Origin of the sequence: Phocaeicola faecium (genome assembly GCF_014837055.1) — a bacterium.
GTDB classification, from domain to species: Bacteria; Bacteroidota; Bacteroidia; order Bacteroidales; family Bacteroidaceae; genus Phocaeicola; species Phocaeicola gallinarum.
Map to the genome: position 1 here is coordinate 236684 of NZ_JACSPQ010000001.1, position 21741 is coordinate 258424.

Here is a 21741-nt window from a genome sequence, read left to right on the forward strand (position 1 = left end):
TCAGACATGAGTTGTTATTATATCAAACTAAACAAAGGACTATCATATATAGGATTTATTGAATTGAGGGTTAACACACACAGATCACGTGGGCAAAGTGCGAATGAATCAAACGTGAAGTTTGCACTTGCCTGCGTGTAAGTGTGTGCCGTTGGGTGAAGGTATCTCTTTTTTTGAGCGTAGAGACGTTCTGAATGTCACAATAAATCCTTATTTTTGCATCATTCAATTCGATTATAAACAATACACTATATGAAATACGGTTTTGTGAAAGTGGCGGCGGCTGTTCCGGCGGTGAAAGTTGCCGACTGTAAATTTAACGCACAGCAAACTGAAACCCAAATTGTGGTGGCAGATGGAAAAGGCGTACAAATCTTGATTTTCCCGGAGTTGAATCTTACCGGCTATTCGTGCGGCGATTTGTTCGGCCAGCAAATCCTGTTGGAAGAGGCTGAGCTTGCCCTGATGCAGATTATGAATAACACGCGCCAGTTTGACATCATATCTATTGTGGGTATGCCGGTAGTGGTAAACTCTACGCTTTTAAATTGTGCGGTAGTCTTTCAGAAGGGCAAAATATTGGGGGTAGTGCCTAAAACCTATTTGCCTAATTACAAAGAATTTTATGAGCAGCGCTGGTTCGCTTCGGCAGACGCTCATCCTGATACTACGATGGTTCGTCTCTGCGGCCAGTTGGTTAAAGTTAGCAGGAATTTACTGTTTGATACCCCCGACGTCTGTTTCGGAGTTGAAATATGCGAAGATGTATGGGCGCCCATACCTCCCAGTTCGGAGCTGGTACTTAAAGGAGCCGAGATTATCTTCAACATGTCTGCCGATACGGAAAACATTTGCAAACACCAATATTTGCGCTCGCTGTTGAGCCAGCAGTCGGCACGCTGTCTTGCGGGGTATGTTTTTGCCTCTTCGGGTTTCGGCGAATCGACCACCGATGTGGTGTTTGCCGGCAATGCGCTGATTTATGAAAACGGTACATTGTTGGCTGCCTCTGAACGTTTTTCGTTCGAAGAGCAACTGGTTTCCACCGAAATAGACGTTGAGCGTTTGCGTGGAGAACGTCTGACGAATACCACTTTTGCTGCCGCCGTGCGTAAATATTCCCAGTCGGGCGGGCAGCATATATCCACCGAACTTGTTCCGTCGCGCGGGCTGATACTTACCCGTCCGATAGATGCGCATCCGTTTGTTCCTGCCGGTGGCAAACTGTTGGACGAACGTTGCGAGGAAATATTCTCGATACAGGTGGCAGGACTGGCAAAACGGTTGGTGCATACGAATTGCAGAAACGTGGTGGTAGGCATATCCGGCGGGTTAGATTCGACGTTGGCTCTGCTGGTTTGTGTGAAAACATTTGACAAATTGGGCTTGCCTCGCAAGGGAATTACCGGCATCACGATGCCGGGCTTCGGAACAACCGACCGTACGTATAACAATGCGATTGCGCTGATGGGTTCGTTGCAGGTAACCACGAAAGAAATCAGCATAAAAGATGCCTGTATCCAGCATTTCCAAGACATCGAACAAGATATGTCCGTTCATGATGTGACATACGAAAACGGGCAGGCGCGCGAACGTACCCAAATTTTGATGGACTATGCCAATAAAGTGGGCGGACTTGTTATCGGGACGGGCGACCTTTCGGAGCTGGCTTTGGGATGGGCAACCTACAACGGTGACCACATGTCAATGTATGGCGTGAATGTAAGTATTCCTAAAACGTTGGTGCGTTACTTGGTAAATTGGGTGGCACAGACGGGAGTGGATGTGCTTTCGCGAAACACGTTGCTTGATATCATCGACACGCCGATAAGTCCCGAACTGATTCCGGCAGACGAAAATGGAAACATTAAGCAGAAAACGGAAGACCTTGTAGGTCCATACGAGCTGCATGATTTCTTCTTGTTCCATTTCCTGCGCTTCGGTTCGCGTCCGGCAAAGATTTTCTACTTGGCAGAAATAGCTTTCAAAGGCGTGTACGACAGTACGACGATAAAAAAATGGCTGACCACTTTCTTCCGCCGTTTCTTCTCGCAGCAGTTTAAGCGCTCTTGTCTGCCCGACGGTCCGAAAGTAGGTTCGGTTTCTTTAAGTCCGCGCGGCGACTGGCGTATGCCGAGCGACGCGAGTGCGGCTTTATGGTTAAAAGAGTGTGAAGAATTACAGGCATAATCATTTTGATTATGCCTGATAAAAAGATAGGACAGGCTCTCTTAGGGCCTGTCGTTTAAATTATCTTCAACAAAGCGTTTTACACGCTGTGTGTATTCCTCGGGATAAAGCAGGTAAGAAGTGGCATGTCCGGCATTGGGGACAATCCATAAGGCTTTCGGATCAGGTTTGGCTTTATATACTTCGTATACCATCCATGTAGGAACAAAGTCGTCTTTGTCGCCGTGGATGAAAAGCATGGGCTTATGGCAGCGGGCTATTTGTTTCTCAGCCGATGCTTCGTGGAAATTCCATCCGTTTTTCCATTGGCAGAGCCAGCTTGCCGTGTAAAGCAATGGGAAAGGAGGCAGCCCGAACCGCTCTTTCAGTTCTTTGCTGAACTGTTCCCATACGCTGGTATATCCGCAATCCTCTACAAAACAACGAACATACGCCGGAAGTTGCTCACCTGAGAGCATCATGGTAGTAGCCGCTCCCATCGAAATGCCATGCACCACAGCTTCTATCGAATCCCCAAAAAGGGCAGGAGCAGTATCAATCCACTGCATAACATCTTTGCGGTCGAGCCATCCCATTTGGAGGGCATTGCCTCCGCTTAAACCTGAGTAGCGCAAGTCCGGTAAAAGGATATTGTAATCAAGCGAACGATTATACATGTACCCGATGTGGAACATGCGAATAGCATTATCCGTATACCCGTGGACGATAACCGCAGTTTCTTTCCGCGGGCGTGAAGCACGAGCATAAAAGGCATGGAGGCGTGTTCCGTCGGGTGCAGTAATAAACGTATCGCGAAGCGCATGAGCATTTTGCAGGCTGTCTACCCACGGTGTTATCTGTGGGTACATCTCTTCCATATAGGTAAGAGAACCTGCCATATCCTTCCCCCGGTTTTCAGGGCTCAAGGCGTATTTAAGCATATAAAAACTGCCTCCCACAGTTCCGGCAATCAAGACCAGTAGCGTAATGCCTAAGCTAAGAGCGGTAGTTCGTTTGTTCATACACATTTACTCATTGATTCCAAATATCCCATGCACTGAACGCCTGAAGTAAAAGCATCTCAAGTCCGTTTTTAACCGTAGCTCCACGGTCTTCACCTTTTTTCATAAAAAGAGTAGTGTCGGGGTTATACAGCAAATCGTAAAGCAGATGTTGTGAAGTGAGGCAATCATAAGGAATATCCGGACAAACATCGGCTTGCGGATACATGCCCACGGGCGTGCAGTTGACGATAACTTTATATTCGTCCATGATTTCCGGCGTCAGTTCGGCATACGTAACCGTATTGTCATTATGCCGGCTCCGCGAAACGAACAGGGTTTGCAGGCCTAAATGCTTCAGTCCGCAATCAACAGCTTTCGATGAGCCTCCGGTACCTAAAATCAATGCTTTCTGATGGCAAGGTTCCAGAAGCGGCTCGATAGAGCGTGTAAATCCGATGACATCAGAGTTATATCCTACAAGTTTGATTTTGTTTTTCGAGTTGCGTACCAGCTTGATAACGTTCACAGCTCCAATAGCGGCAGCATCTTTGTCCAGTTCGTCAAGGTAAGAGATAACCTTTTCTTTATACGGTATCGTAACGTTTATTCCGGCAAGATTAGGTGTCGAATTAATAATCTTGGGAAACTCTTCGATAGTAGGGATTTCAAAATTAACGTATTCGGCGTCGATATTTTCGGAACGGAACTTCTCATTAAAGAAGTTCTTTGAAAAAGAATGTCCGAGCGGATATCCGATTAAGCCATATTTTTTCATCTGTGTAAAGGGTTAAAAAGATTATTTAGTAGCAAAATAGAGCGTACAAATCCCCAACGTGAGGCGTTCGAATTTAACTTGGCTGAACCCTGCCTTGCGTATGATTTCTGTCATTATTTCTCCTTGCGGAAAGGCTTTGATTGATTGGGGCAGGTATGTGTAGGCACTTCGGTCTTTCGAAAGCATTTTTCCCAATGTGGGGATAACTATTTTAGAGTAGAGTGCATAGAGTTGTTTCATGGGAAACTTCTCCGGCGTGGATAGTTCAAGTATAACTAAATGTCCGCCCGGTATGAGTACGCGGTACATTTCTTTCAATCCTCGGTCTAAATCTTCAAAGTTTCTTACTCCAAATGCCACGGTGATGGCATCGAAGCGGTTTTCCTGAAAAGAGAGTGAGGTACAGTCTTCTTTTGCAAAAGAAATCCGGTTGCTTAGTCCGGCTTGTTTTACTTTTTCCCTTCCTATATTCATCATTCCTTCCGAGATGTCAGTTCCAATAAGCTCTTTGGGCTGAAGTACCCGACATGCTTGGATAGCGAAGTCGCCGGTTCCCGTGGCTACATCCATGATGTGTTGCGGGTGGAAAGGCTTTAACAGATTGATGGCTTTACGTCGCCAGCACTTGTCTATGTTCCATGACAACGCATGATTGAGCGTGTCGTATGCCGGAGCGATATGGTCGAACATCTTTTCCACTTGTGCGGCTTTACTTTCGCTTTTGTTATAGGGTTTGATGTTTTCTTGAGGGTAGTTCATGTTATGGAAGATTGAAGAAATTATAATTTCGGGGCGTGTATCGAAACACGTCCCGAAACGTATGTCGTAGGGTTGGATGGTATTGTTATTTCTCTAAAAAGTCGAGAACATTCTTTTCAATACGCTCTGCCAAATGTGCTGTATCAGCTTTTACGAATGTTTCGCCTGTGATATGTTCGTATAATTCGATATATCTGTCGCTGATAGAAGTTACGATTTGCGGAGTCATTTCGGGCACTTGTTGTCCTTCCCGTCCTTGAAATCCGTTAGCCATCAACCACTCGCGGACAAATTCTTTTGAAAGCTGTTTCTGAGGTTCTTCTTTTTCGAATCGTTCCTGATAGCCTTCCAGATAGAAATAGCGGCTTGAGTCCGGAGTATGGATTTCATCCATCAGATAAATTTGTCCGTTATGCTTGCCAAATTCGTATTTGGTATCTACAAGGATAAGACCACGTTCGGCAGCCATTTGCGTACCGCGTTCGAATAAGGCGAGGGTGTATTTTTCTAAAGTGGCATATTCTTCGGGAGTAGCCAGTCCGCGTGCCAAGATTTCTTCTTTCGAGATATCTTCATCGTGCATACCCATTTCGGCTTTTGTAGTCGGAGTAATAATGGGGTGGGGGAATTTTTCGTTTTCACGCATTCCTTCCGGCAAGCGTACGCCGCAAATCTCACGGGCACCGGCTTTGTAAGCACGCCATGCGCTTCCGCACAAGTATCCGCGTACGATCATTTCTACCGGGAATCCTTCACACATAACGCCTACGGTCACCATTGGGTCGGGTGTAGCAAGTTTCCAGTTCGGGCAGATGTCTTGTGTAGCATCAAGAAATTTGGCAGCAATCTGATTCAGCATTTGTCCTTTGTAAGGAATACCTTCGGGCAATACTACATCGAATGCCGATATACGGTCTGTTGCAACCATTACTAACTTCTCATTATTGATGTTATATACATCACGTACTTTCCCGTGATACACGTTTACTTGTCCCGGAAAGTGATAATCTGTTTTTGTTAATGCTTGACTCATTTCTCTATTTGTTTTTTAGTGAAAGAATTTTCTTCGTATTTTTCGTACGCTTCTACGATGCGTGTTACCAGCTTGTGGCGTACAATGTCTTTTTTGTTCATTTCCACGAAACTGATGCCTTTTACATCTTTAAGTATCTTCATCGCTTGTTTCAGTCCCGATGTTTGTGACGCCGGAAGGTCTATTTGAGTCATGTCGCCCGTCACAATCATTTTAGTGTTTGTACCCATGCGGGTAAGAAACATTTTTATTTGTTGCGTGGTTGTATTCTGGGCTTCATCGAGGATGACCACCGCGTCGTTCAGCGTCCGTCCTCTCATGAATGCAAGTGGAGCTATTTGAATCACATTCAGTTCCATGTATTCTTTCAGCTTGGCAGCGGGAATCATGTCTTGCAGGGCGTCATAGAGCGGCTGTAAGTAAGGGTCTATTTTGTCTTTCATGTCGCCCGGAAGAAATCCCAGCTTTTCGCCGGCTTCTACGGCAGGGCGGCTCAAGATGATTTTGCGTATTTCTTTGTTCTTGAGTGCGCGTACCGCAAGGGCTATGGCGGTATAGGTTTTTCCTGACCCTGCCGGACCGATAGCGAATACCATATCGTTTTTTTCGAACTCTTTTACCAGTTTCTGTTGATTTTCACTGCGCGGAGTTATTGGTTTTCCGGTTACGCTAAATACGATGGCATCTCCTTTCCTTTCTATTTCGGGCGAATTGCCTTTGACGATATCTAACAATGCCTCTTCATTAAGCGAATTGTAAGCCACGCAATGTTTTTCCAAAGCAGTAATGGCATCTTCGAATGCACACATTTCTTCTTCATCTCCCATTACTTTGATAACGTTTCCGCGTGCTACGATTCGTAATTTTGGAAATAATGCCTTTATCATTTGTATATTAGCATTATTCACTCCATAAAAAACAACCGGGTCTACGTCTTCTAAAACTATATGTTTCTCTATCATTTACCTATTTTGCTATGCTTGTCTCTGTTTCAATTTTCTGCAAATTTAATCATTACTTTTGATTGTTGGACGATTGCGAGTTTATATTTTGAAACATTTCTGCATATCGTGAATGTTTTCACCGGCGTTCCGCAGTACGATGTATAGTTAAAGTCGGCAAAAGAGAGATACGAAAAATGGCACGGAGAGGTCGATAAGGATACCGTGGAAAATAGCCACGGGTATCATTTCTTTCCCTGAAAAGCGTGAAATCATGGGTAGTACCACGTCCATCGAGTTGACTCCTGCTGCCGAGATGGGCGCAAGTTTACCGAAGTAGCGCACCAGCAGGGGTGTACCCAGCAGTGCCATCATTTCGCGGAAAATATTGGCGAGCAGGGCTATCGTACCCAGTTCCGTGGCAAGCTGGATGCCCAGCGATGCCTCTTTAAACTGTGTGATGAGGATGGACGACAGTGAGTAATAGGCAAATCCGCTGCCCACCGCCATGCAGTCGAACACGCTCCATTTCGTCAGCAAAAAGCTGGCACATGCCGAAAACAGCAGCGTGCCGCTTATTGTCGCAAGGGGGATGAGCAAAAACTTCCACCGGATTTCTTTCACAAGATTTTTAAGGTTAGGATTTGAACCGATATTCAGCCCCACTTGCAACATTAATGCGTAAAGTACATACGTAGAAAGATGGGAGTTTTGCCAATCGGCAGGAAGTATGCCGGTTGTACCCAATACACAACCTACTATGAAAACGCACAAAACTATTAAGCTACCTTTCATTGTTTACCTCCTTTCTTGAAAAACAGTTTCAGTACCATCCACGATGCGAGGATACTACCACACGTTGCCGAAACAGCAATGATTGCCGCCTGCCACCCGAACGTGCCAAGATTGTCAATTATTTGTTTATTTGAGCCTATTGAAATACCTAAAATAAAAAGTAAAAGCACGATGGTACATGAGATGGTTTTTTCTGTTTTCTTTAAAAAAGAGATATTCTTGAACAGGTAGCCGATAGCCACACCTGTAAACATGATTCCTATGATGGTAAACATAACACAAACGTTTTTAAGTTTATACTTGCTTTTTACACGAAACAACACCGCGCCGGAATTCTGTATGAGCTTTCGCGCGTGATACATAGTAATTATATGTGCAGAGAAACTTAGCGGAAACCGCTTACCCAGTGAATGCACGCAATGCGGTAACCGTGCGCCTCTGGTAAAGGCGTCATGTTTCGCAGACTTTTATATGTTAGCATTCTTTTCATGGGTTTAATCAGATTGTGTTATTTGGGTTTTGTGAGTGCAAAGATAAACACTTTCTGTATATTTTCCAAATATTTATAAGATTTAAGTGACAAAAGAAAGCATTCAAGAGGGTATTCGTTTCTTGAATGCTTTTTAAGGTTGTGAGTTTTCGGTAGTGAAACTCGAAATATTATTTTACTTTTCTATTTGTCTCTTTTACGAACAAACTTTAGCGATTCCAAAAAAGCGGAACTGTCTTGGGGGTGTAACACGATTTTTTCTTGTGCGTTGTAATAGATAATAACGCGATTGAACAGGAAACCTTTTTCCAAAATGATGTTATCTATTTCCAGAATATGAATGGTTTCATAAAAGAGGCTATATGAAAGTTTGTAGACCAGCTTTTTTTCATCGGTAATCATAATTTTCATTCTATGAATAAAGATATAATAGATGAATATGCAAGGAATCCCCCACGTTGGCACGTTATATAGTGTTTCGGTAATGTTCCGCGTGACTGCGTAATAAACCGAAAGAAGCAGGAGGAAGACAGCGAATAAGCCGAATGCATACCACAATTTATATTTGGGGTTGACCTGTATCACTTTCATAATATATGCTATGTGAGTTGTACATATTTCAAATATAAGAAGAAGTAAGTAAATAAGCAAAGCAGCTTTTTGATTTTTTTGTTTTTACTTTATTAATAAGTAAATTCACTTTCTTCTATGACTATTGGGCAATTCGGTTATCGGCTGTAATAGTATACATGAATGATTTTTTCCGCTGGTTTACAGTTCTGATATATAACCCATTTTTGCCACGTTGCCCGATAAGTTTAAAATGCTACCGCAAGAAATTAAAGTTTATATGGTCAGAATCTGAAAAATTCTAAGTATCTTTGCACACATATATTATTTTACTTAGAACATATATGCAGGAAAAAATCATTATTCTTGATTTCGGCTCGCAGACTACACAGCTTATCGGGCGTAGGGTCCGCGAACTGAACATGTATTGCGAGATTGTTCCCTACAACAAGTTCCCCCACGATGACCCGTCGGTAATCGGTGTAATTCTTTCGGGAAGTCCTTTCTCGGTGTACGATGAGAAGGCTTTCAAGGTAGACCTTACCGGTATCCGCGGCAAATATCCCATCTTGGGCATTTGTTATGGCGCACAGTTCATGGCATATACCAACGGCGGTAAGGTAGAACCTGCCAATACACGCGAGTACGGACGTGCGCGGCTGACGAAATTCGACAACCAGAACCCGCTGTTGAAGGGTGTCCGTGAAAATTCGCAGGTATGGATGAGCCACGGAGATACCATCACTGCCGTTCCCGAAAACTTCGAGATTATCGCGTCGACCGACAAGGTTGCCGTAGCTGCTTATCAGGCAAAGGGAGAGAAATTATGGGGCGTACAGTTCCATCCCGAAGTATTTCATAGCGAAGACGGAACGCTGCTGCTGAAAAACTTCGTGGTTGACATCTGCGGAGGCAAACAAGACTGGAGTGCAGCTTCGTTCATCGAAACTACCGTGGCCGAACTGAAAGAACAGTTGGGCGACGACAAGGTGGTGTTGGGACTGAGCGGCGGTGTTGATTCATCGGTGGCTGCCGTGTTGCTGAACAAAGCTATCGGCAAGAATCTGACGTGTATCTTTGTCGACCACGGTATGTTGCGCAAAAACGAGTTTAAGAACGTACTCCATGACTATGAATGTTTGGGACTGAACGTGATAGGTGTAGACGCCAGCAGCAAGTTCTTTGCTGAACTGGCAGGAGTAACCGAACCCGAACGCAAGCGTAAGATTATCGGTAAAGGGTTTATCGACGTATTCGATGAGGAAGCTCATAAGATTAAAGATGTGAAGTGGCTGGCTCAAGGAACCATTTATCCCGACTGCATCGAGTCTCTTTCCATTACCGGAACCGTAATCAAGAGCCATCATAACGTAGGCGGTCTGCCTGAAAAGATGAACCTGAAACTTTGCGAACCGTTGCGTTTGCTGTTTAAGGACGAAGTTCGCCGCGTAGGTCGCGAATTGGGGATGCCCGAACACCTGATAACCCGCCATCCGTTCCCCGGACCGGGATTGGCAGTGCGTATCTTGGGTGACATTACTCCCGAAAAAGTGCGCGTGCTTCAAGATGCCGACGATATTTTCATTCAAGGTCTGCGTGACTGGAAGGTGAAAGATGCCGACGGAAACGAAACCTCGCTTTACCATCAGGTATGGCAGGCAGGAGTTATTCTGCTTCCGGTACAGAGCGTAGGCGTGATGGGCGACGAGCGTACCTACGAACGTGCGGTAGCTTTGCGTGCCGTAACCAGCACCGATGCCATGACTGCCGACTGGGCACACCTGCCTTACGAGTTTATGGCAAAAGTATCTAACGATATTATCAATAAGGTGAAAGGCGTAAACCGCGTTTGCTATGACATTTCGTCAAAACCGCCTGCAACAATCGAGTGGGAATAAGATTAAGTTTTTATTTTATATTATCGGCATGTATCTGCGAGTGGGATACATGCCGTTTTTTTGTAAAACGGGCGAGTAGGAATGAGGGTGAAAAACGCTACCGCTTGCGTTGTATAACGGATGCGGTAGAACAAGAGAACGCAAGCCGATAGGCAGTCCGGTCTATCGGCTTGCGTTTCAGGACTGATTTTTAGTCTGCCTGATACTCCTCTTCATAGTTCAGATACGGAAGCGCATTTAGCTTATAATCAAATATTTCTTCGGGTTTGAAGAAACGCGCCACTTCCACTTTCGCATTCTCCGGCGAATCGGAGGTATGCACGATGTTTTCTTGTGCGCTGACGCTGTAATCGCCGCGGATTGTACCCGGAACGGCAACCCGTCCGTTTGTAGCTCCCGTCATCGAGCGGACTACCTGTACGGCATCTACTCCCTCAAAGCAGCAGGCAATGATGGGCGAAGCCATCATCGAATTTTTTATACGTTGAAAGAAAGGCTTGCCGGCAAGGTGGGCATAGTGTTCGTTCAGAATTTCGTCGGTAAGCTGCATCATTCTCATTCCGGCGAGACGTAAACCTTTGCGTTCGAAACGGTGGAGGATTTCTCCGATAAGTCCGCGCTGTACTGCGCTGGGCTTTAAAAGCACTAATGTTTTTTCAAGGCTCATAGTTGTATAAATTAGTAAGGTTGATACAAAAGAAATTGTTGGATTATCTGTTTTCAAATATACGCTTTATATTTTTAAAAACGCTATCTTTCAGTAATTTTCTTTTCCACTGCTTGCCTGAACAGGTCGGTTTGTGGTGTTTGCCCGGTTCTTTTCCGGACATGAGCCAAACCATGCAACTCCCTGTCGGGGAGAGTGGCAACTGTAAGATTTACAGTGTTATATAAATTCATTCTATATAAAGCCCGTAAGAGAAAGAAAATAGGGAGCGGAAGAAACAAGTAATTTTCAATCCTGCTATATTTGTTCAGAGAAATTTAAAAATAGCTATGTTACGTAAAATCAGACAGACACTCGCCATTGTGTTTTTTGCGATGGTTACGCTTTTGTTCCTTGACTTTACCGGTACGCTGCATGTTTGGTTTGGCTGGATGGCTGAAATCCAGTTCCTTCCCGCACTACTTGCTTTGAATATTGGTGTTGTGGTTTTCCTCTTGTTGCTCACTTTATTATTCGGCCGTATTTATTGTTCCATTATCTGTCCGCTGGGAGTTTTCCAAGACGTAGTTTCTTGGATCAGCGGAAAGCGGAAAGGGAAAAAACATCGTTTTGCGTATTCACCGGCACTCACGTGGTTGCGTTACGCAGTATTGGTGTTGTTTGTAATAGCTTGTATAGCCGGAATCAATTCTTTTGTGGCACTGCTTGCTCCGTACAGTTCTTACGGGCGCATGGCTTCCAATCTGTTTGCTCCGCTTTGGCAATGGGGGAATAATGTTTTAGCATATTTGGCTGAGCGTGTGGGCAGTTATGCTTTTTACGAAACAGAGGTCTGGATAAAAAGTCTTCCTACTTTCATTCTTGCTCTTATAACGTTTGTTGTAATAGGGGTGTTGGCTTGGCATAACGGACGCACATATTGTAATACCGTTTGCCCGGTAGGAACGTTGTTGGGTGTGGTATCCCGCTTTTCGCTCTATCGTCCGGTCATTGATGTGGAGCAGTGTAAAAACTGCCGGTTGTGTGCGAAAAAGTGTAAATCAGCCTGTATTGACCTTGAAAAACACCAGATAGATTATAGTCGTTGCGTGACGTGTATGGATTGCTTGGATGCTTGCAAGCACGGTGCAATACATTACGAGAACCGTTTTCGGCAAGAAAGAGAGACGAATACGGGTAATTCTAAAGAAGCATCCGACTCTTCCCGCCGTTCGTTTCTTACGCTGGCGGCAACGCTTACGGTAGGTTCAGTGCTGAAGGCGCAGGAAAAGAAAGTAGATGGGGGATTGGCGCCGATTATTGATAAAAAGAAACCGGAGCGGCAGACACCGATATTGCCTCCGGGAGCAGGAGACAAGCGGCATTTTGCGCAGCATTGTACTGCCTGCCAACTTTGTGTTTCCGAATGTCCGAACGGCGTGTTGCGTCCTTCTGCCAACCTGACCACGTTCATGCAGCCCCAAATGTCTTACGAGCGCGGTTACTGTCGTCCGGAGTGTATGCGTTGTGCCGAAGTCTGTCCTACGGGGGCCATCAGTCTGAACACACTGGCAGATAAAGTTTCTACCCAAGTGGGACATGCGGTGTTTGTAAAAGAGCTTTGCGTGGTGCAGCGCGACGGAGTATCGTGCGGAAACTGTGCGCGCCATTGTCCCACAGGTTCGATACAGATGGTTGCCGAAAATCCCGACGACCCGGAATCGCCCCGATATCCGGTGGTAAATGTTGAGACGTGTATCGGCTGTGGAGCGTGTGAAAACTTGTGTCCGTCTCGTCCGTACAGTGCCATTTATGTAGAAGGTCACGAAAGACAACGTTTGGTTTAAAATGTTAATGAAAATGATTTATGGAGAAGAATAATAACCCGATAAACCGCAGAAAGTTTATCAAGATAGTAGGCATCAGTACGGCTGCATTGAGCGGGGTGTTGCCGGGATGTACTTCTGAGAAAAAAGAAACAGCGGGAAACAGTTCCGCTCCTCAGGCGAGCGGGGAAATGACGTATCGCACGGCTGCATGTGGCGATAAAGTTTCGCTGTTAGGATATGGCTGTATGCGCTGGCCTACGCTTCCTTCGCCTGCTCAAGACGGAAATGTTATCGATCAAGCGGCTGTAAACGACTTGGTGGACTATGCCATCGCTCACGGCGTGACTTACTTTGACACGTCGCCGGTTTACATGCAGGGATGGTCGGAAAAGTCGACCGGAATCGCCTTGAAACGTCATCCGCGCGAAAAGTGGCAGATAGCCACCAAACTGTCGAACTTCTCGAACTACACGCGCGAAAATTCGATAGCAATGTATAAGAAGTCGTTTGAAGATTTGCAGGTCGATTACATTGATTATTACTTGCTGCACTCCATCGGCAACGGAGGCATCGAGACTTTCCGCGGACGCTACATTGATAATGGCATGATAGACTACCTGATGGAAGAACGCAAGGCAGGACGTATCCGCAATTTGGGCTTTTCATTTCATGGGACGCAGGCGGTTTTCGATGAGGTTTTGGCAATGTACGACAAAGTGCATTGGGACTTCGTTCAGATTCAGTTGAACTATTCCGACTGGCGACATGCCACGGGAAGCAACGTAAATGCCGAATACCTTTACGGGGAATTGGAAAAGCGTAACATCCAAGCCATTATCATGGAACCGCTGTTGGGCGGACGACTGTCGAAACTGCCCGAACATATTATCGCGCGGTTAAAACAGCGCCGTCCGGAAGATAGTGTTGCGTCGTGGGCATTTCGTTTTGCCGGTTCGCCGGAAAAGGTGCTTACCGTATTAAGCGGGATGACCTATAAAGAGCATCTGATAGACAACCTGCGTACATATTCGCCTTTGATTCCGTTGTCGGACGAAGATTATAAGTTCTTGGAAGAAACCGCCCAGCTGATTATGAAATATCCTACCGTGCCGTGTAACGACTGTAAGTATTGTATGCCTTGTCCGTATGGCATTGATATTCCGGGGGTATTGTTGCATTATAATAAATGTGTGAACGAAGGAAACATACCCAAAAGCCGGCAGGATGAGAATTATCGGCAGGCGCGCCGTGCGTTTTTGGTAGGGTACGACCGGAGTGTTCCTAAGCTGCGTCAGGCAAGCCACTGCATCGGTTGTGAAACGTGTAATCCACATTGTCCTCAGAGTATTGATATCCCGAAAGAGCTTCATCGCATCGACGCATTTGTAGAACAGTTGAAGCAGGAAACTCTTTGACGGCGGGGAAGGTTGAAATAAAAAATGCTGCCCATACTGTCAGCGATTACTGGCGGTATGGGTAGCATTTTTTTGCCGATGCCGGCGGAATTATAATTTATTCAGTATCTTATCCATTACCCAGTTGGTAGGTGTGGCACTGATACCGTCGCATGTGCAGATCGCTTTCCCTTGCAGGTGCTCTACGACCGCCTGAATAAGCGGAAGCTGTACGTGGGGAGGATTCGGCGGAAGAATCTCTTCGCGTCCCCGTTCGGTATGAAGTCCGATAGGCTCGTACGTAAATACCGAGAAACAGAGCATTCCCTTATCGCCGATAATCTCAATACGGTCTTCTTTCGCCGATTCGTGTGCAACGAAACACCACGACCCGGAACCCGGCAATCCGGACTCGAACTTGAAGCAGGCACTGATGGTATCCTCCGCTTCGTAAAGTCCGCCCCGGTTGCTCTTATAACCTTCAGCCTCCAAAATACATCCGAACATGTCCTGTAAGAGGTCGAGCTGATGAGGAGCAAGGTCGTAGAAATACCCTCCTCCGGCAATGTCCGGTTGTACACGCCACGGCAAATTCTTGGAATTATAATCCAAATTACGCGGCGGCTGGGCAAAACGGATTTGGATATTGATAACGTTTCCTATCTCTCCTTCTTCAACTAATTGACGCACCTTCTGAAAATAAGGAAGATACCGGCGGTAATATGCCACGAAACAGGGAACGCCCGTTTCGCGTGAGATGCGGTTGATACGGGCACAGTCCTCGTAGCTGGCAGCCATTGGCTTTTCTATGTAAACGGGTTTGCCCGCTTTCATGGCCATGATAGCAAACGTAGCGTGCGAAGACGGAGGAGTAGCTATGTATATGGCGTTTACATCCTCATCGCCTATCAGTTCTTGAGCATCGGTGTACCAGCGCGGTATGTGATGGCGCATGGCATACGACTTGACTTTTTCTTCGTCGCGGCTCATAACGGCAACCACTTCCGAACCTTCAATCATATTAAATGCCGGGCCGCTTTTCTTTTCGGTTACTTCACCACAACCGATGAATCCCCATTTTACTTTATCTAATTTCATCTGAAGTATTTTTTATAGAGTTTGTGATATTTGTCGCTTTTCATGAATCCATCCAGCCAGACGTTCAGCGTATCTCTGAGCGCAGGCGAATGCTTGTTTACGCCCCACGCATAAAACTGGGTGAAACTGATGTCGGTATCTATATCCAAGTTGGGATAGTTGTCGATGGAAGCCCGTACGATGTTTTCATCGCATACGGCATAGTCGATATCCCCTCCTGCCACCATCGCAATCAGTTGCTCAGCCCCGTATAAATCCACTTCACGGATATAGATGGTATCTGCTATTTCATTGATCAGATTATGGATGCGTAATAGTGAAGGGGAGTTCTTGATAACATGCAACGTTTTGTTGGCAAGGTCGAGCTGGCTTCGGATATACAGACTGTCGGTTTCAGAGCTCGGTTTGCGTTGCACCAGTACCTGTTTTCCCAATAATAGGGTATGAGTAAAAAGCAGTGAGTCTTTCAGACGGGTGGTAACTGCCGTTTCGGTGGCAAGAATGTCATATCGCCCTTCGGTAATGCCTTCCAGTCGTTTTTCAAAACTCATTTCAGGTGTAAGCTCCAAACGCAAGTTCTGGTCTTTGGCAAACTCATTCAGCAGCTCATAGTCGAATCCCTGAACCGTATCGTTACTTGCGTAGTAACTTACGGCATTGTATTCCGTTACGGCACGCAATACGCCCGATTCTGCAATGGCGGGGTAATCTCTTGGTTCATAGGTTGGGAGTGTTTCCTCTCTCGAATTGAACACAATGATTCCTATTGCGAGAACAATGCCTATACAGGCGTAACGGAACAGTTGTTTTTTCATAAGCAATTCAATAAGATTAATAATATCAAGTCAACCGAGCCGCAATGGAAGCTATGTCACGCTTCTTTAAAAGAACATCAGTCAAAGAAGTTCCACGACAAGCCAAGTTTCAGGATGCGCGGATTAAGCGGGTAGTGCGGAGCAAGGAAGTAACCGTTTCCTCCTGTTCCCTGTACCAAATTATACATCTGAACAAAAATGCGCGTACGCTTTAAGTGAAGGTTTATGTATCCGTTAACCAATGGATATCCGCCCACTTTATAACGTGTTTCCGGGTTTTGCAGATAGAATTGTCCGATGGCAGGAGCATAATCGGGGGCATAATACTCTGTGAAGTAACGAATATCGGCACCCATTTCGATGCTTAACACCTTCTTAGCCAGTCCGAACTTAAGATAAAGATTGTGGTATAAAGTCAGTTTGGGTAAAGGCAGTATGTCTTGATTGCTCGAAGTCTGGTACGTAACCTCATTGTCAAGATGGAGTATACCTAATTTGAAATCCTGACGCAAAGAGGCACTGAACACTTGAATACTTCCTGAGTGCTGACGGACAGCCACGTTGTTTTTATAGCTGGTTGTAGCAGTTTCTCCTTCGCCCGTAGTATAACCTACCGAAGCATTATCTAAATACGTATAGTTCGTAATATTTTCTACTCCGGCTTTTAATCGGGTACGCCAACGGTCAATGCTGAACTGTCCTTCGATGCGAGTACGCATGATTTTCGAAAGGTCTTCGTTATCCCACCAATAATGTTTGGAGTGGAAATGCCGATAATAAAATACCGGATTCAGGTTTTTAATGTATGCGTTAGCCTCTAAGCGTACCGTGTCATTGAATAATCGGAAGTTCAAGTCGCCCCGGCCTTCTATACTGAACTGGCCTGCATCTTCGCCTATCAGGGCTACCTCTCCCAATACGTTGTAATGGAATGTTTTCCCTTGTTCTTTTATAAGCTGTCCACCCACCGAAAGAATGTTTTCTTTATGGTCGGTAAGAATTCGCCTTCTCGCTGTTCCGTCAAGCGTATCAGTCAGTGTAAAGCGTCGGTGTTCGAAACTCATAAAAGCCGTAAGTCCCGCTTTGGCCCATTTGTTGAATCCTTCCCGCAAAGATATTCCGACTGTATTTTTTATAGAGAAATGTTTGGTAATGTCGGTAGAGTCATTGCCCAGATAGTTATGTTCAAAGTATTCCTGATTTTGATTGGTATCGTATGAAATGTACTTACGGCGGTTGATGTCGACTTTTAGCGTATGTATAAAGCTCGTAACAGGAACAAATACGGTTTTTGTGATTGTATCGTTTTCCTCTGTTACATCGCGATAGAAACCTAAGTTATAGCGGTGAGTTAGAAACGCATGATACCCTGTATTGTTATTCCATACATCCGAGAGGTTTACAGGCATGTCGTATGTATTATACGTTCTTCCGCCTTCCGCCATTCCTATGGGGTCGGTGATGTAACGGTCGTCTGTGATACCACCGTTTTCTGCAACTTTTAAGTTTTCATTGATAAAATTAAAGTGCATGTCGTACTTGTCTCCCCGATAATAGGCAAAAAGATTCCCGTTGAAGAGAGCGGTCGACTGGTTCATGTATTTCCCTCGCCCGTAAGTATAGTCAATATCGAACCCGAATCCCAAACGCTTGGTGGCATTTACGGCGAAATATGCCTTGAAACGTTCCTCTCCGTACCGTCCGTCTCCCTGTTTGTAATAGGTAAGATTGGTAAAAGGCGATTTTGTATTCGTGTATATTACATCTTGCGAACGGCGTACAGTGAAATCGTAAGGGTCGGTAAAGAAAAACTGGCTGGCTTCCCTTCTTTCGAAAAATACATGGGAGATACGCGGCGCTCCTAAGTTTCCTAAATAAGTGTAATGTCCTGTGGGGCCTCCTGTATCGTTTGTATTTTGAAAATTATGTTGTAACGTATCCACCGGAACTTGGGTTATCGTACCTAACCGGTCATCTACCGTCCACGAAAAGAGTCCGATAGGGATGGTGCTTGCGTCTATTACGGCTGTCGTATCGATAGGATTACCGTTACGGTCGTACCGGTTTGCGTCCAACCCGGAAGCCGAAGTACCGAATTGGCTGTATTGGTTAGATATGTTGGTTTGGGCGTATATACTCCCACATAATAAGAGGGATAACGCAACAAGAAGTATCTTTTTCATAATGCGGCAAAGATACTATTTTTAGTTGTAAGTACAAAAATGCTCCGTTACAGAACGTGAAAATTCATATAATGTAACGGAGCATTGATAATGGTTAAACGGGTTTGATGATATCCATGCCTATTTTGATGGCTTCTTCATTCATCGGGATAAGATGATGGTGGCGTTCCGGCAATGTTTTGCGCAATGCTTTGACGACACTTTCTATCGAAACCACGGGACGTATTTTCAGCAATCCTCCCAATACAATCATGTTGAAAGTTTTTGCCATCTTGCGTTCGTTGGCTTCATCCATAGCATCGATGCGATAGATGTGGATGTCTTTTCGCGTTGGCGGGTTGATGATTCCATATCCATCATAAATAAGTACGCCTCCGGGCTTTACTTTATCCTCGAATTTTGCAAGTGAAGGCTGGTTTAGGATTATAGCCGTATCGTATTTGCTTAAAATGGGAGAGGATATGCGCTCATCGCTTACGATAACCGTAACGTTGGCTGTTCCACCTCTTTGCTCAGGTCCGTAAGCAGGCATCCATGTTACCTCTTTTCCTTCCATCAGTCCGGAATATGCTAAAATTTTTCCCATTGAAAGTACACCTTGCCCACCAAAGCCTGCAATGATTATTTCTTGTTTCATGTTTTTTGTTTTTTACTTTCAATTTAAATATCTTTCAAGTCTCCTAACGGATAGAAAGGGAACATGTGTTCTTCCATCCATTTGTTAGCGGCATCCGGTGTCATTTTCCAGCCCGAACTACATGTAGAAACAATTTCCACCAAGTTAGAACCTTTTCCCTGCATGGAGTTTTCAAAGGCTTTGCGGATGGCTTTCTTTGCTTTGCGGATAGCGGCAACCGTATGTACAGATTGGCGCGTTACGTAACATGTACCCTGAAGCGTTGCTGCTATTTCGGTCATTTTAAGCGGATAACCGTGGATTTCAGGGATACGTCCGTACGGACACGTTGCGGTTTTCATGCCCAATAGCGTGGTGGGAGCCATTTGTCCGCCCGTCATGCCGTAGATGGCGTTGTTAATGAAAATGATGGTGATGTTTTCGCCACGGTTTAATGCGTGGATGGTTTCTGCCGTACCGATACATGCCAAATCGCCGTCGCCCTGATAAGTGAACACCAATCGGTCGGGCCACAAACGTTTGATGGCTGATGCCAGTGCCGGAGCACGTCCGTGGGCAGCTTCTTGGCAGTCTATGTCAAGATAATTATACATAAATACGGCGCAACCTACGGGACTGATGCCTATGGCTTTTTCGCTCATGTTCATTTCGTCGATGACTTCGGCTATCAGTTTATGCACCACTCCGTGGCTGCATCCCGGACAGTAGTGCATGGGATTATCGTTAAGCAGGCGAGGTTTCTGGTAAACCAGATTCTCAGGCTTCATTATATCTTCTTTTGTCATAAGTCTTTTTTATTAGCGTAAAAGGAAACGTAAGACATATTCTACCATCTTGAGGAAGAGTGCCACGCAGCAGACGTAGAAAAACACCACACGGTCTACACCCGGTGAGAAATAGAGAATGACTGCCGCTAATGCCCCAATCATGAAAAGAATATTAAGTATGGTTCTTATCCGGTTGATATTCATAATTCTTTATTTGTTTATAAGTTTTTCTTTGATGGCTTCAATCACCTCGTCCGGATCGGGGACAATGCCACCCAACCGTCCGAAATGTTCAACCGGAATACTGCATTCTACGGCGAGACGGACATCCTCTATCATTTGTCCGCTGTTAAGTTCTACGGTCAATATTCCTTTGATGCGGGAAGCGCGCTCGCGCAACGCTTTAGTGGGGAACGGCCATAGCGTAATGGGGCGGAACAAACCTACCTTGATGCCTTCTTCGCGGGCATGTTCCATTGCTTTCTGGGCGATACGGGCGCATGAGCCGAAAGCTACGATGAGGTATTCGGCATCTTCACACTGTAACTCTTCGTAACGCACTTCGTTGGCTTCGATTTCTGCATATTTTTGTTGCAGATGTATGTTGCGCTGCTCCATAATCGCAGGGTCAAGTTCCAGTGAGGTAATGATGTTGGGCTTGCGTCCGTTTTTGCGTCCCGTCGTAGCCCACGGACATTGTGCAATGACCTCTTCGTCAGTGCGGCGCGGACGGGGAGCGGGCAATACCACTTTTTCCATCATTTGTCCGATAACGCCATCGGCAAGAATGATTGCCGGGTTGCGGTATTTGAAAGCCAGTTGGAAACCTAAGTCAACGAAATCTGCCATTTCCTGTACCGATGCAGGAGCGAGGGCTATCAGGTGATAATCGCCGTGTCCGCCGCCTTTGGTTGTTTGGAAATAATCGGCTTGGCTGGGTTGGATGGTTCCCAATCCGGGACCTCCGCGCATTACGTTCACGATGAGACAAGGCAATTCTGCTCCCGCGATATATGAGATTCCTTCTTGTTTCAGGCTGACTCCGGGGCTGGAAGAGGAGGTCATAACCATTTTTCCGCTTCCGGCGCCTCCGTATACCATATTGATTGCCGCCACTTCGCTTTCAGCCTGAAGAACTACCATACCGGTTGTTTCCCACGGCTTTTGTTCGGCAAGTGTTTCCAATACTTCAGATTGGGGCGTAATAGGATAACCGAAGTATCCGTCTACGCCGATACGGATGGCGGCGTGGGCGATGGCTTCGTTTCCTTTCATAAGAACTACTTCTTCTGCCATATCGAATTTTAATTTTGTTTTATACTTTATTATTCCTCACATTTTGCCCTGTATACTGTCAGGCATCCGTCGGGACACACAATAGCACACGAGGAGCATCCGTTACAAGTGTCTTCTTTCACTTGCTGTACATAATTATATCCTTTTTGGTTTACTTTAGGGGTGAGCGAAAGCACGTGAAGAGGGCAGGCTACTACGCATAAATTGCAGCCCTTACACCGCTCGGTGTTCACCACTACCACACCTTTCATTTTAGCCATATCGTTACGTTTTTCTTTTAGTTATTGATTATACATGTCTTTATTGTAAAATTCCAATATGTCCATAATCATTTTTCGGGCTTCTGCTGCCGGACTTTCGGCATCAAGGTTTACTGCTTCCTGATAATTGTTCAATGCGCCTTGCCAGTCGCCTTGTTTGCGACATACGTTTCCCATTAAATAATAGGTATCCGCTTTGTTTACCCCGGGCAAATCTGTTAGCTGGTTGAGCTGCTCAAGGGCTATATGTATGTGTCCGTCTCTGATGAGCCGGTCGATGCTTTTTAGTCTATTATCCATAAGGCAATAGTTAAGTTTGTATACGGGCAAAGATAGTCTTTAATTTCATACCAAAGTTGTTTTTAGGCGACAAAAAACAAAG

Annotated in this window: 22 protein-coding genes; 4 read left to right on the forward strand and 18 right to left on the reverse strand. The window is 45.4% G+C overall.

The annotated features are described in order from the left end of the window. Positions 1–252 precede the first annotated feature (252 nt). On the forward strand, positions 253–2190 hold the full coding sequence (locus H9626_RS00985; protein WP_178256161.1) for an NAD(+) synthase: 1938 nt from the start codon (positions 253–255) through the stop codon (positions 2188–2190). Positions 2191–2231: 41 nt separating this feature from the next. Here H9626_RS00985 and H9626_RS00990 read toward each other — a convergent pair whose 3' ends face one another. The 8 genes from H9626_RS00990 to H9626_RS15075 all read right to left on the reverse strand — a co-directional run bounded on the left by H9626_RS00990 (position 2232) and on the right by H9626_RS15075 (position 8557). Next, complete coding sequence (locus H9626_RS00990; RefSeq protein WP_191709270.1) at positions 2232–3191, reverse strand: alpha/beta hydrolase; 960 nt, start codon at positions 3189–3191, stop codon at positions 2232–2234. A gap of 10 nt (positions 3192–3201) precedes the next feature. Next, positions 3202–3948, reverse strand: coding sequence for a shikimate dehydrogenase family protein (locus H9626_RS00995; protein ID WP_191709271.1), 747 nt, complete (start codon positions 3946–3948; stop codon positions 3202–3204). 21 nt (positions 3949–3969) lie between these two features. Continuing rightward, the gene (gene ubiE / locus H9626_RS01000) at positions 3970–4707 is read right to left on the reverse strand and encodes a bifunctional demethylmenaquinone methyltransferase/2-methoxy-6-polyprenyl-1,4-benzoquinol methylase UbiE (RefSeq protein WP_178256158.1); all 738 of its coding nucleotides are present in this window, start codon (positions 4705–4707) and stop codon (positions 3970–3972) included. Positions 4708–4792: 85 nt separating this feature from the next. After that, a complete protein-coding gene (locus tag H9626_RS01005; RefSeq protein ID WP_178256157.1) occupies positions 4793–5740 on the reverse strand; it encodes a phosphoribosylaminoimidazolesuccinocarboxamide synthase in 948 nt (315 codons plus the stop codon). After that, positions 5737–6702 carry a PhoH family protein gene (locus H9626_RS01010; protein WP_178256156.1) on the reverse strand — a complete coding sequence of 322 codons (966 nt, stop codon included), beginning with the start codon at positions 6700–6702 and terminating at the stop codon, positions 5737–5739. The genes H9626_RS01005 and H9626_RS01010 overlap by 4 nt, the downstream gene beginning before the upstream one ends. A 147-nt stretch (positions 6703–6849) precedes the next feature. Then, on the reverse strand, positions 6850–7476 hold the full coding sequence (locus H9626_RS01015) for a LysO family transporter (RefSeq protein ID WP_178256155.1): 627 nt from the start codon (positions 7474–7476) through the stop codon (positions 6850–6852). Beyond that, on the reverse strand, positions 7473–7751 hold the full coding sequence (locus tag H9626_RS01020) for a LysO family transporter (protein ID WP_178256154.1): 279 nt from the start codon (positions 7749–7751) through the stop codon (positions 7473–7475). The genes H9626_RS01015 and H9626_RS01020 overlap by 4 nt, the downstream gene beginning before the upstream one ends. A gap of 398 nt (positions 7752–8149) precedes the next feature. Beyond that, on the reverse strand, positions 8150–8557 hold the full coding sequence (locus H9626_RS15075; RefSeq protein ID WP_191709272.1) for a PH domain-containing protein: 408 nt from the start codon (positions 8555–8557) through the stop codon (positions 8150–8152). 323 nt (positions 8558–8880) lie between these two features. Here H9626_RS15075 and guaA point away from each other — a divergent pair, with 323 nt between their 5' ends. Next, positions 8881–10434: a glutamine-hydrolyzing GMP synthase gene (gene guaA / locus H9626_RS01030; RefSeq protein ID WP_191709273.1), complete on the forward strand. Its 1554-nt coding sequence runs from the start codon at positions 8881–8883 to the stop codon at positions 10432–10434. 190 nt (positions 10435–10624) lie between these two features. Here guaA and ndk read toward each other — a convergent pair whose 3' ends face one another. After that, positions 10625–11101: a nucleoside-diphosphate kinase gene (gene ndk / locus H9626_RS01035; RefSeq protein ID WP_191709274.1), complete on the reverse strand. Its 477-nt coding sequence runs from the start codon at positions 11099–11101 to the stop codon at positions 10625–10627. Positions 11102–11430: 329 nt separating this feature from the next. Here ndk and H9626_RS01040 point away from each other — a divergent pair, with 329 nt between their 5' ends. Further along, positions 11431–12927 carry a 4Fe-4S binding protein gene (locus tag H9626_RS01040; protein ID WP_191709275.1) on the forward strand — a complete coding sequence of 499 codons (1497 nt, stop codon included), beginning with the start codon at positions 11431–11433 and terminating at the stop codon, positions 12925–12927. 20 nt (positions 12928–12947) lie between these two features. Beyond that, entirely contained in the window at positions 12948–14324 is a 1377-nt protein-coding gene (locus tag H9626_RS01045; protein WP_191709276.1) for an aldo/keto reductase, read from the forward strand. Positions 14325–14414: 90 nt separating this feature from the next. Here H9626_RS01045 and H9626_RS01050 read toward each other — a convergent pair whose 3' ends face one another. The 9 genes from H9626_RS01050 to H9626_RS01085 all read right to left on the reverse strand — a co-directional run bounded on the left by H9626_RS01050 (position 14415) and on the right by H9626_RS01085 (position 21659). After that, positions 14415–15401 carry a Gfo/Idh/MocA family protein gene (locus tag H9626_RS01050; protein WP_178256149.1) on the reverse strand — a complete coding sequence of 329 codons (987 nt, stop codon included), beginning with the start codon at positions 15399–15401 and terminating at the stop codon, positions 14415–14417. Then, positions 15398–16216, reverse strand: coding sequence for a transporter substrate-binding domain-containing protein (locus tag H9626_RS01055; protein WP_178256148.1), 819 nt, complete (start codon positions 16214–16216; stop codon positions 15398–15400). Before H9626_RS01055 ends, H9626_RS01050 begins: the two co-directional genes overlap by 4 nt. A 77-nt stretch (positions 16217–16293) precedes the next feature. Beyond that, on the reverse strand, positions 16294–18399 hold the full coding sequence (locus H9626_RS01060; protein WP_191709277.1) for a putative porin: 2106 nt from the start codon (positions 18397–18399) through the stop codon (positions 16294–16296). A gap of 94 nt (positions 18400–18493) precedes the next feature. Next, positions 18494–19036, reverse strand: a complete 543-nt coding sequence (locus H9626_RS01065) for a 2-oxoacid:ferredoxin oxidoreductase subunit gamma family protein (RefSeq protein ID WP_178256146.1) — start codon at positions 19034–19036, stop codon at positions 18494–18496. A 23-nt stretch (positions 19037–19059) separates the two neighbouring features. Beyond that, on the reverse strand, positions 19060–19821 hold the full coding sequence (locus H9626_RS01070; protein WP_178256145.1) for a thiamine pyrophosphate-dependent enzyme: 762 nt from the start codon (positions 19819–19821) through the stop codon (positions 19060–19062). 12 nt (positions 19822–19833) lie between these two features. Further along, positions 19834–19965 (reverse strand): hypothetical protein, encoded by a 132-nt coding sequence (locus H9626_RS15030; protein ID WP_262891991.1) that lies wholly within the window; start codon positions 19963–19965, stop codon positions 19834–19836. Between the two features lie 48 nt (positions 19966–20013). Further along, entirely contained in the window at positions 20014–21099 is a 1086-nt protein-coding gene (locus tag H9626_RS01075) for a 3-methyl-2-oxobutanoate dehydrogenase subunit VorB (RefSeq protein WP_178256144.1), read from the reverse strand. A gap of 29 nt (positions 21100–21128) precedes the next feature. Then, positions 21129–21359, reverse strand: a complete 231-nt coding sequence (locus H9626_RS01080) for a 4Fe-4S binding protein (RefSeq protein ID WP_178256143.1) — start codon at positions 21357–21359, stop codon at positions 21129–21131. A gap of 21 nt (positions 21360–21380) precedes the next feature. Next, the gene (locus H9626_RS01085) at positions 21381–21659 is read right to left on the reverse strand and encodes a tetratricopeptide repeat protein (RefSeq protein WP_178256142.1); all 279 of its coding nucleotides are present in this window, start codon (positions 21657–21659) and stop codon (positions 21381–21383) included. Positions 21660–21741: the final 82 nt, after the last annotated feature.

Coding starts and splice junctions, on each gene's coding strand:
- H9626_RS01080 (WP_178256143.1), bottom strand. CDS start 21,359: ATGGCTAAAATGAAAGGTGTGGTAGTGGTGAACACCGAGCGGTGTAAG.
- H9626_RS01040 (WP_191709275.1), top strand. CDS start 11,431: ATGTTACGTAAAATCAGACAGACACTCGCCATTGTGTTTTTTGCGATG.
- H9626_RS00995 (WP_191709271.1), bottom strand. CDS start 3,948: ATGAAAAAATATGGCTTAATCGGATATCCGCTCGGACATTCTTTTTCA.
- ubiE (WP_178256158.1), bottom strand. CDS start 4,707: ATGAACTACCCTCAAGAAAACATCAAACCCTATAACAAAAGCGAAAGT.
- H9626_RS01050 (WP_178256149.1), bottom strand. CDS start 15,401: ATGAAATTAGATAAAGTAAAATGGGGATTCATCGGTTGTGGTGAAGTA.
- H9626_RS01045 (WP_191709276.1), top strand. CDS start 12,948: ATGGAGAAGAATAATAACCCGATAAACCGCAGAAAGTTTATCAAGATA.
- H9626_RS15075 (WP_191709272.1), bottom strand. CDS start 8,557: ATGAAAGTGATACAGGTCAACCCCAAATATAAATTGTGGTATGCATTC.
- H9626_RS00985 (WP_178256161.1), top strand. CDS start 253: ATGAAATACGGTTTTGTGAAAGTGGCGGCGGCTGTTCCGGCGGTGAAA.
- H9626_RS01060 (WP_191709277.1), bottom strand. CDS start 18,399: ATGAAAAAGATACTTCTTGTTGCGTTATCCCTCTTATTATGTGGGAGT.
- H9626_RS01055 (WP_178256148.1), bottom strand. CDS start 16,216: ATGAAAAAACAACTGTTCCGTTACGCCTGTATAGGCATTGTTCTCGCA.
- H9626_RS15030 (WP_262891991.1), bottom strand. CDS start 19,965: ATGATTGGGGCATTAGCGGCAGTCATTCTCTATTTCTCACCGGGTGTA.
- H9626_RS01085 (WP_178256142.1), bottom strand. CDS start 21,659: ATGGATAATAGACTAAAAAGCATCGACCGGCTCATCAGAGACGGACAC.
- guaA (WP_191709273.1), top strand. CDS start 8,881: ATGCAGGAAAAAATCATTATTCTTGATTTCGGCTCGCAGACTACACAG.
- H9626_RS00990 (WP_191709270.1), bottom strand. CDS start 3,191: ATGAACAAACGAACTACCGCTCTTAGCTTAGGCATTACGCTACTGGTC.
- H9626_RS01015 (WP_178256155.1), bottom strand. CDS start 7,476: ATGAAAGGTAGCTTAATAGTTTTGTGCGTTTTCATAGTAGGTTGTGTA.
- H9626_RS01065 (WP_178256146.1), bottom strand. CDS start 19,036: ATGAAACAAGAAATAATCATTGCAGGCTTTGGTGGGCAAGGTGTACTT.
- H9626_RS01070 (WP_178256145.1), bottom strand. CDS start 19,821: ATGACAAAAGAAGATATAATGAAGCCTGAGAATCTGGTTTACCAGAAA.
- H9626_RS01005 (WP_178256157.1), bottom strand. CDS start 5,740: ATGAGTCAAGCATTAACAAAAACAGATTATCACTTTCCGGGACAAGTA.
- H9626_RS01010 (WP_178256156.1), bottom strand. CDS start 6,702: ATGATAGAGAAACATATAGTTTTAGAAGACGTAGACCCGGTTGTTTTT.
- ndk (WP_191709274.1), bottom strand. CDS start 11,101: ATGAGCCTTGAAAAAACATTAGTGCTTTTAAAGCCCAGCGCAGTACAG.
- H9626_RS01075 (WP_178256144.1), bottom strand. CDS start 21,099: ATGGCAGAAGAAGTAGTTCTTATGAAAGGAAACGAAGCCATCGCCCAC.
- H9626_RS01020 (WP_178256154.1), bottom strand. CDS start 7,751: ATGTTTACCATCATAGGAATCATGTTTACAGGTGTGGCTATCGGCTAC.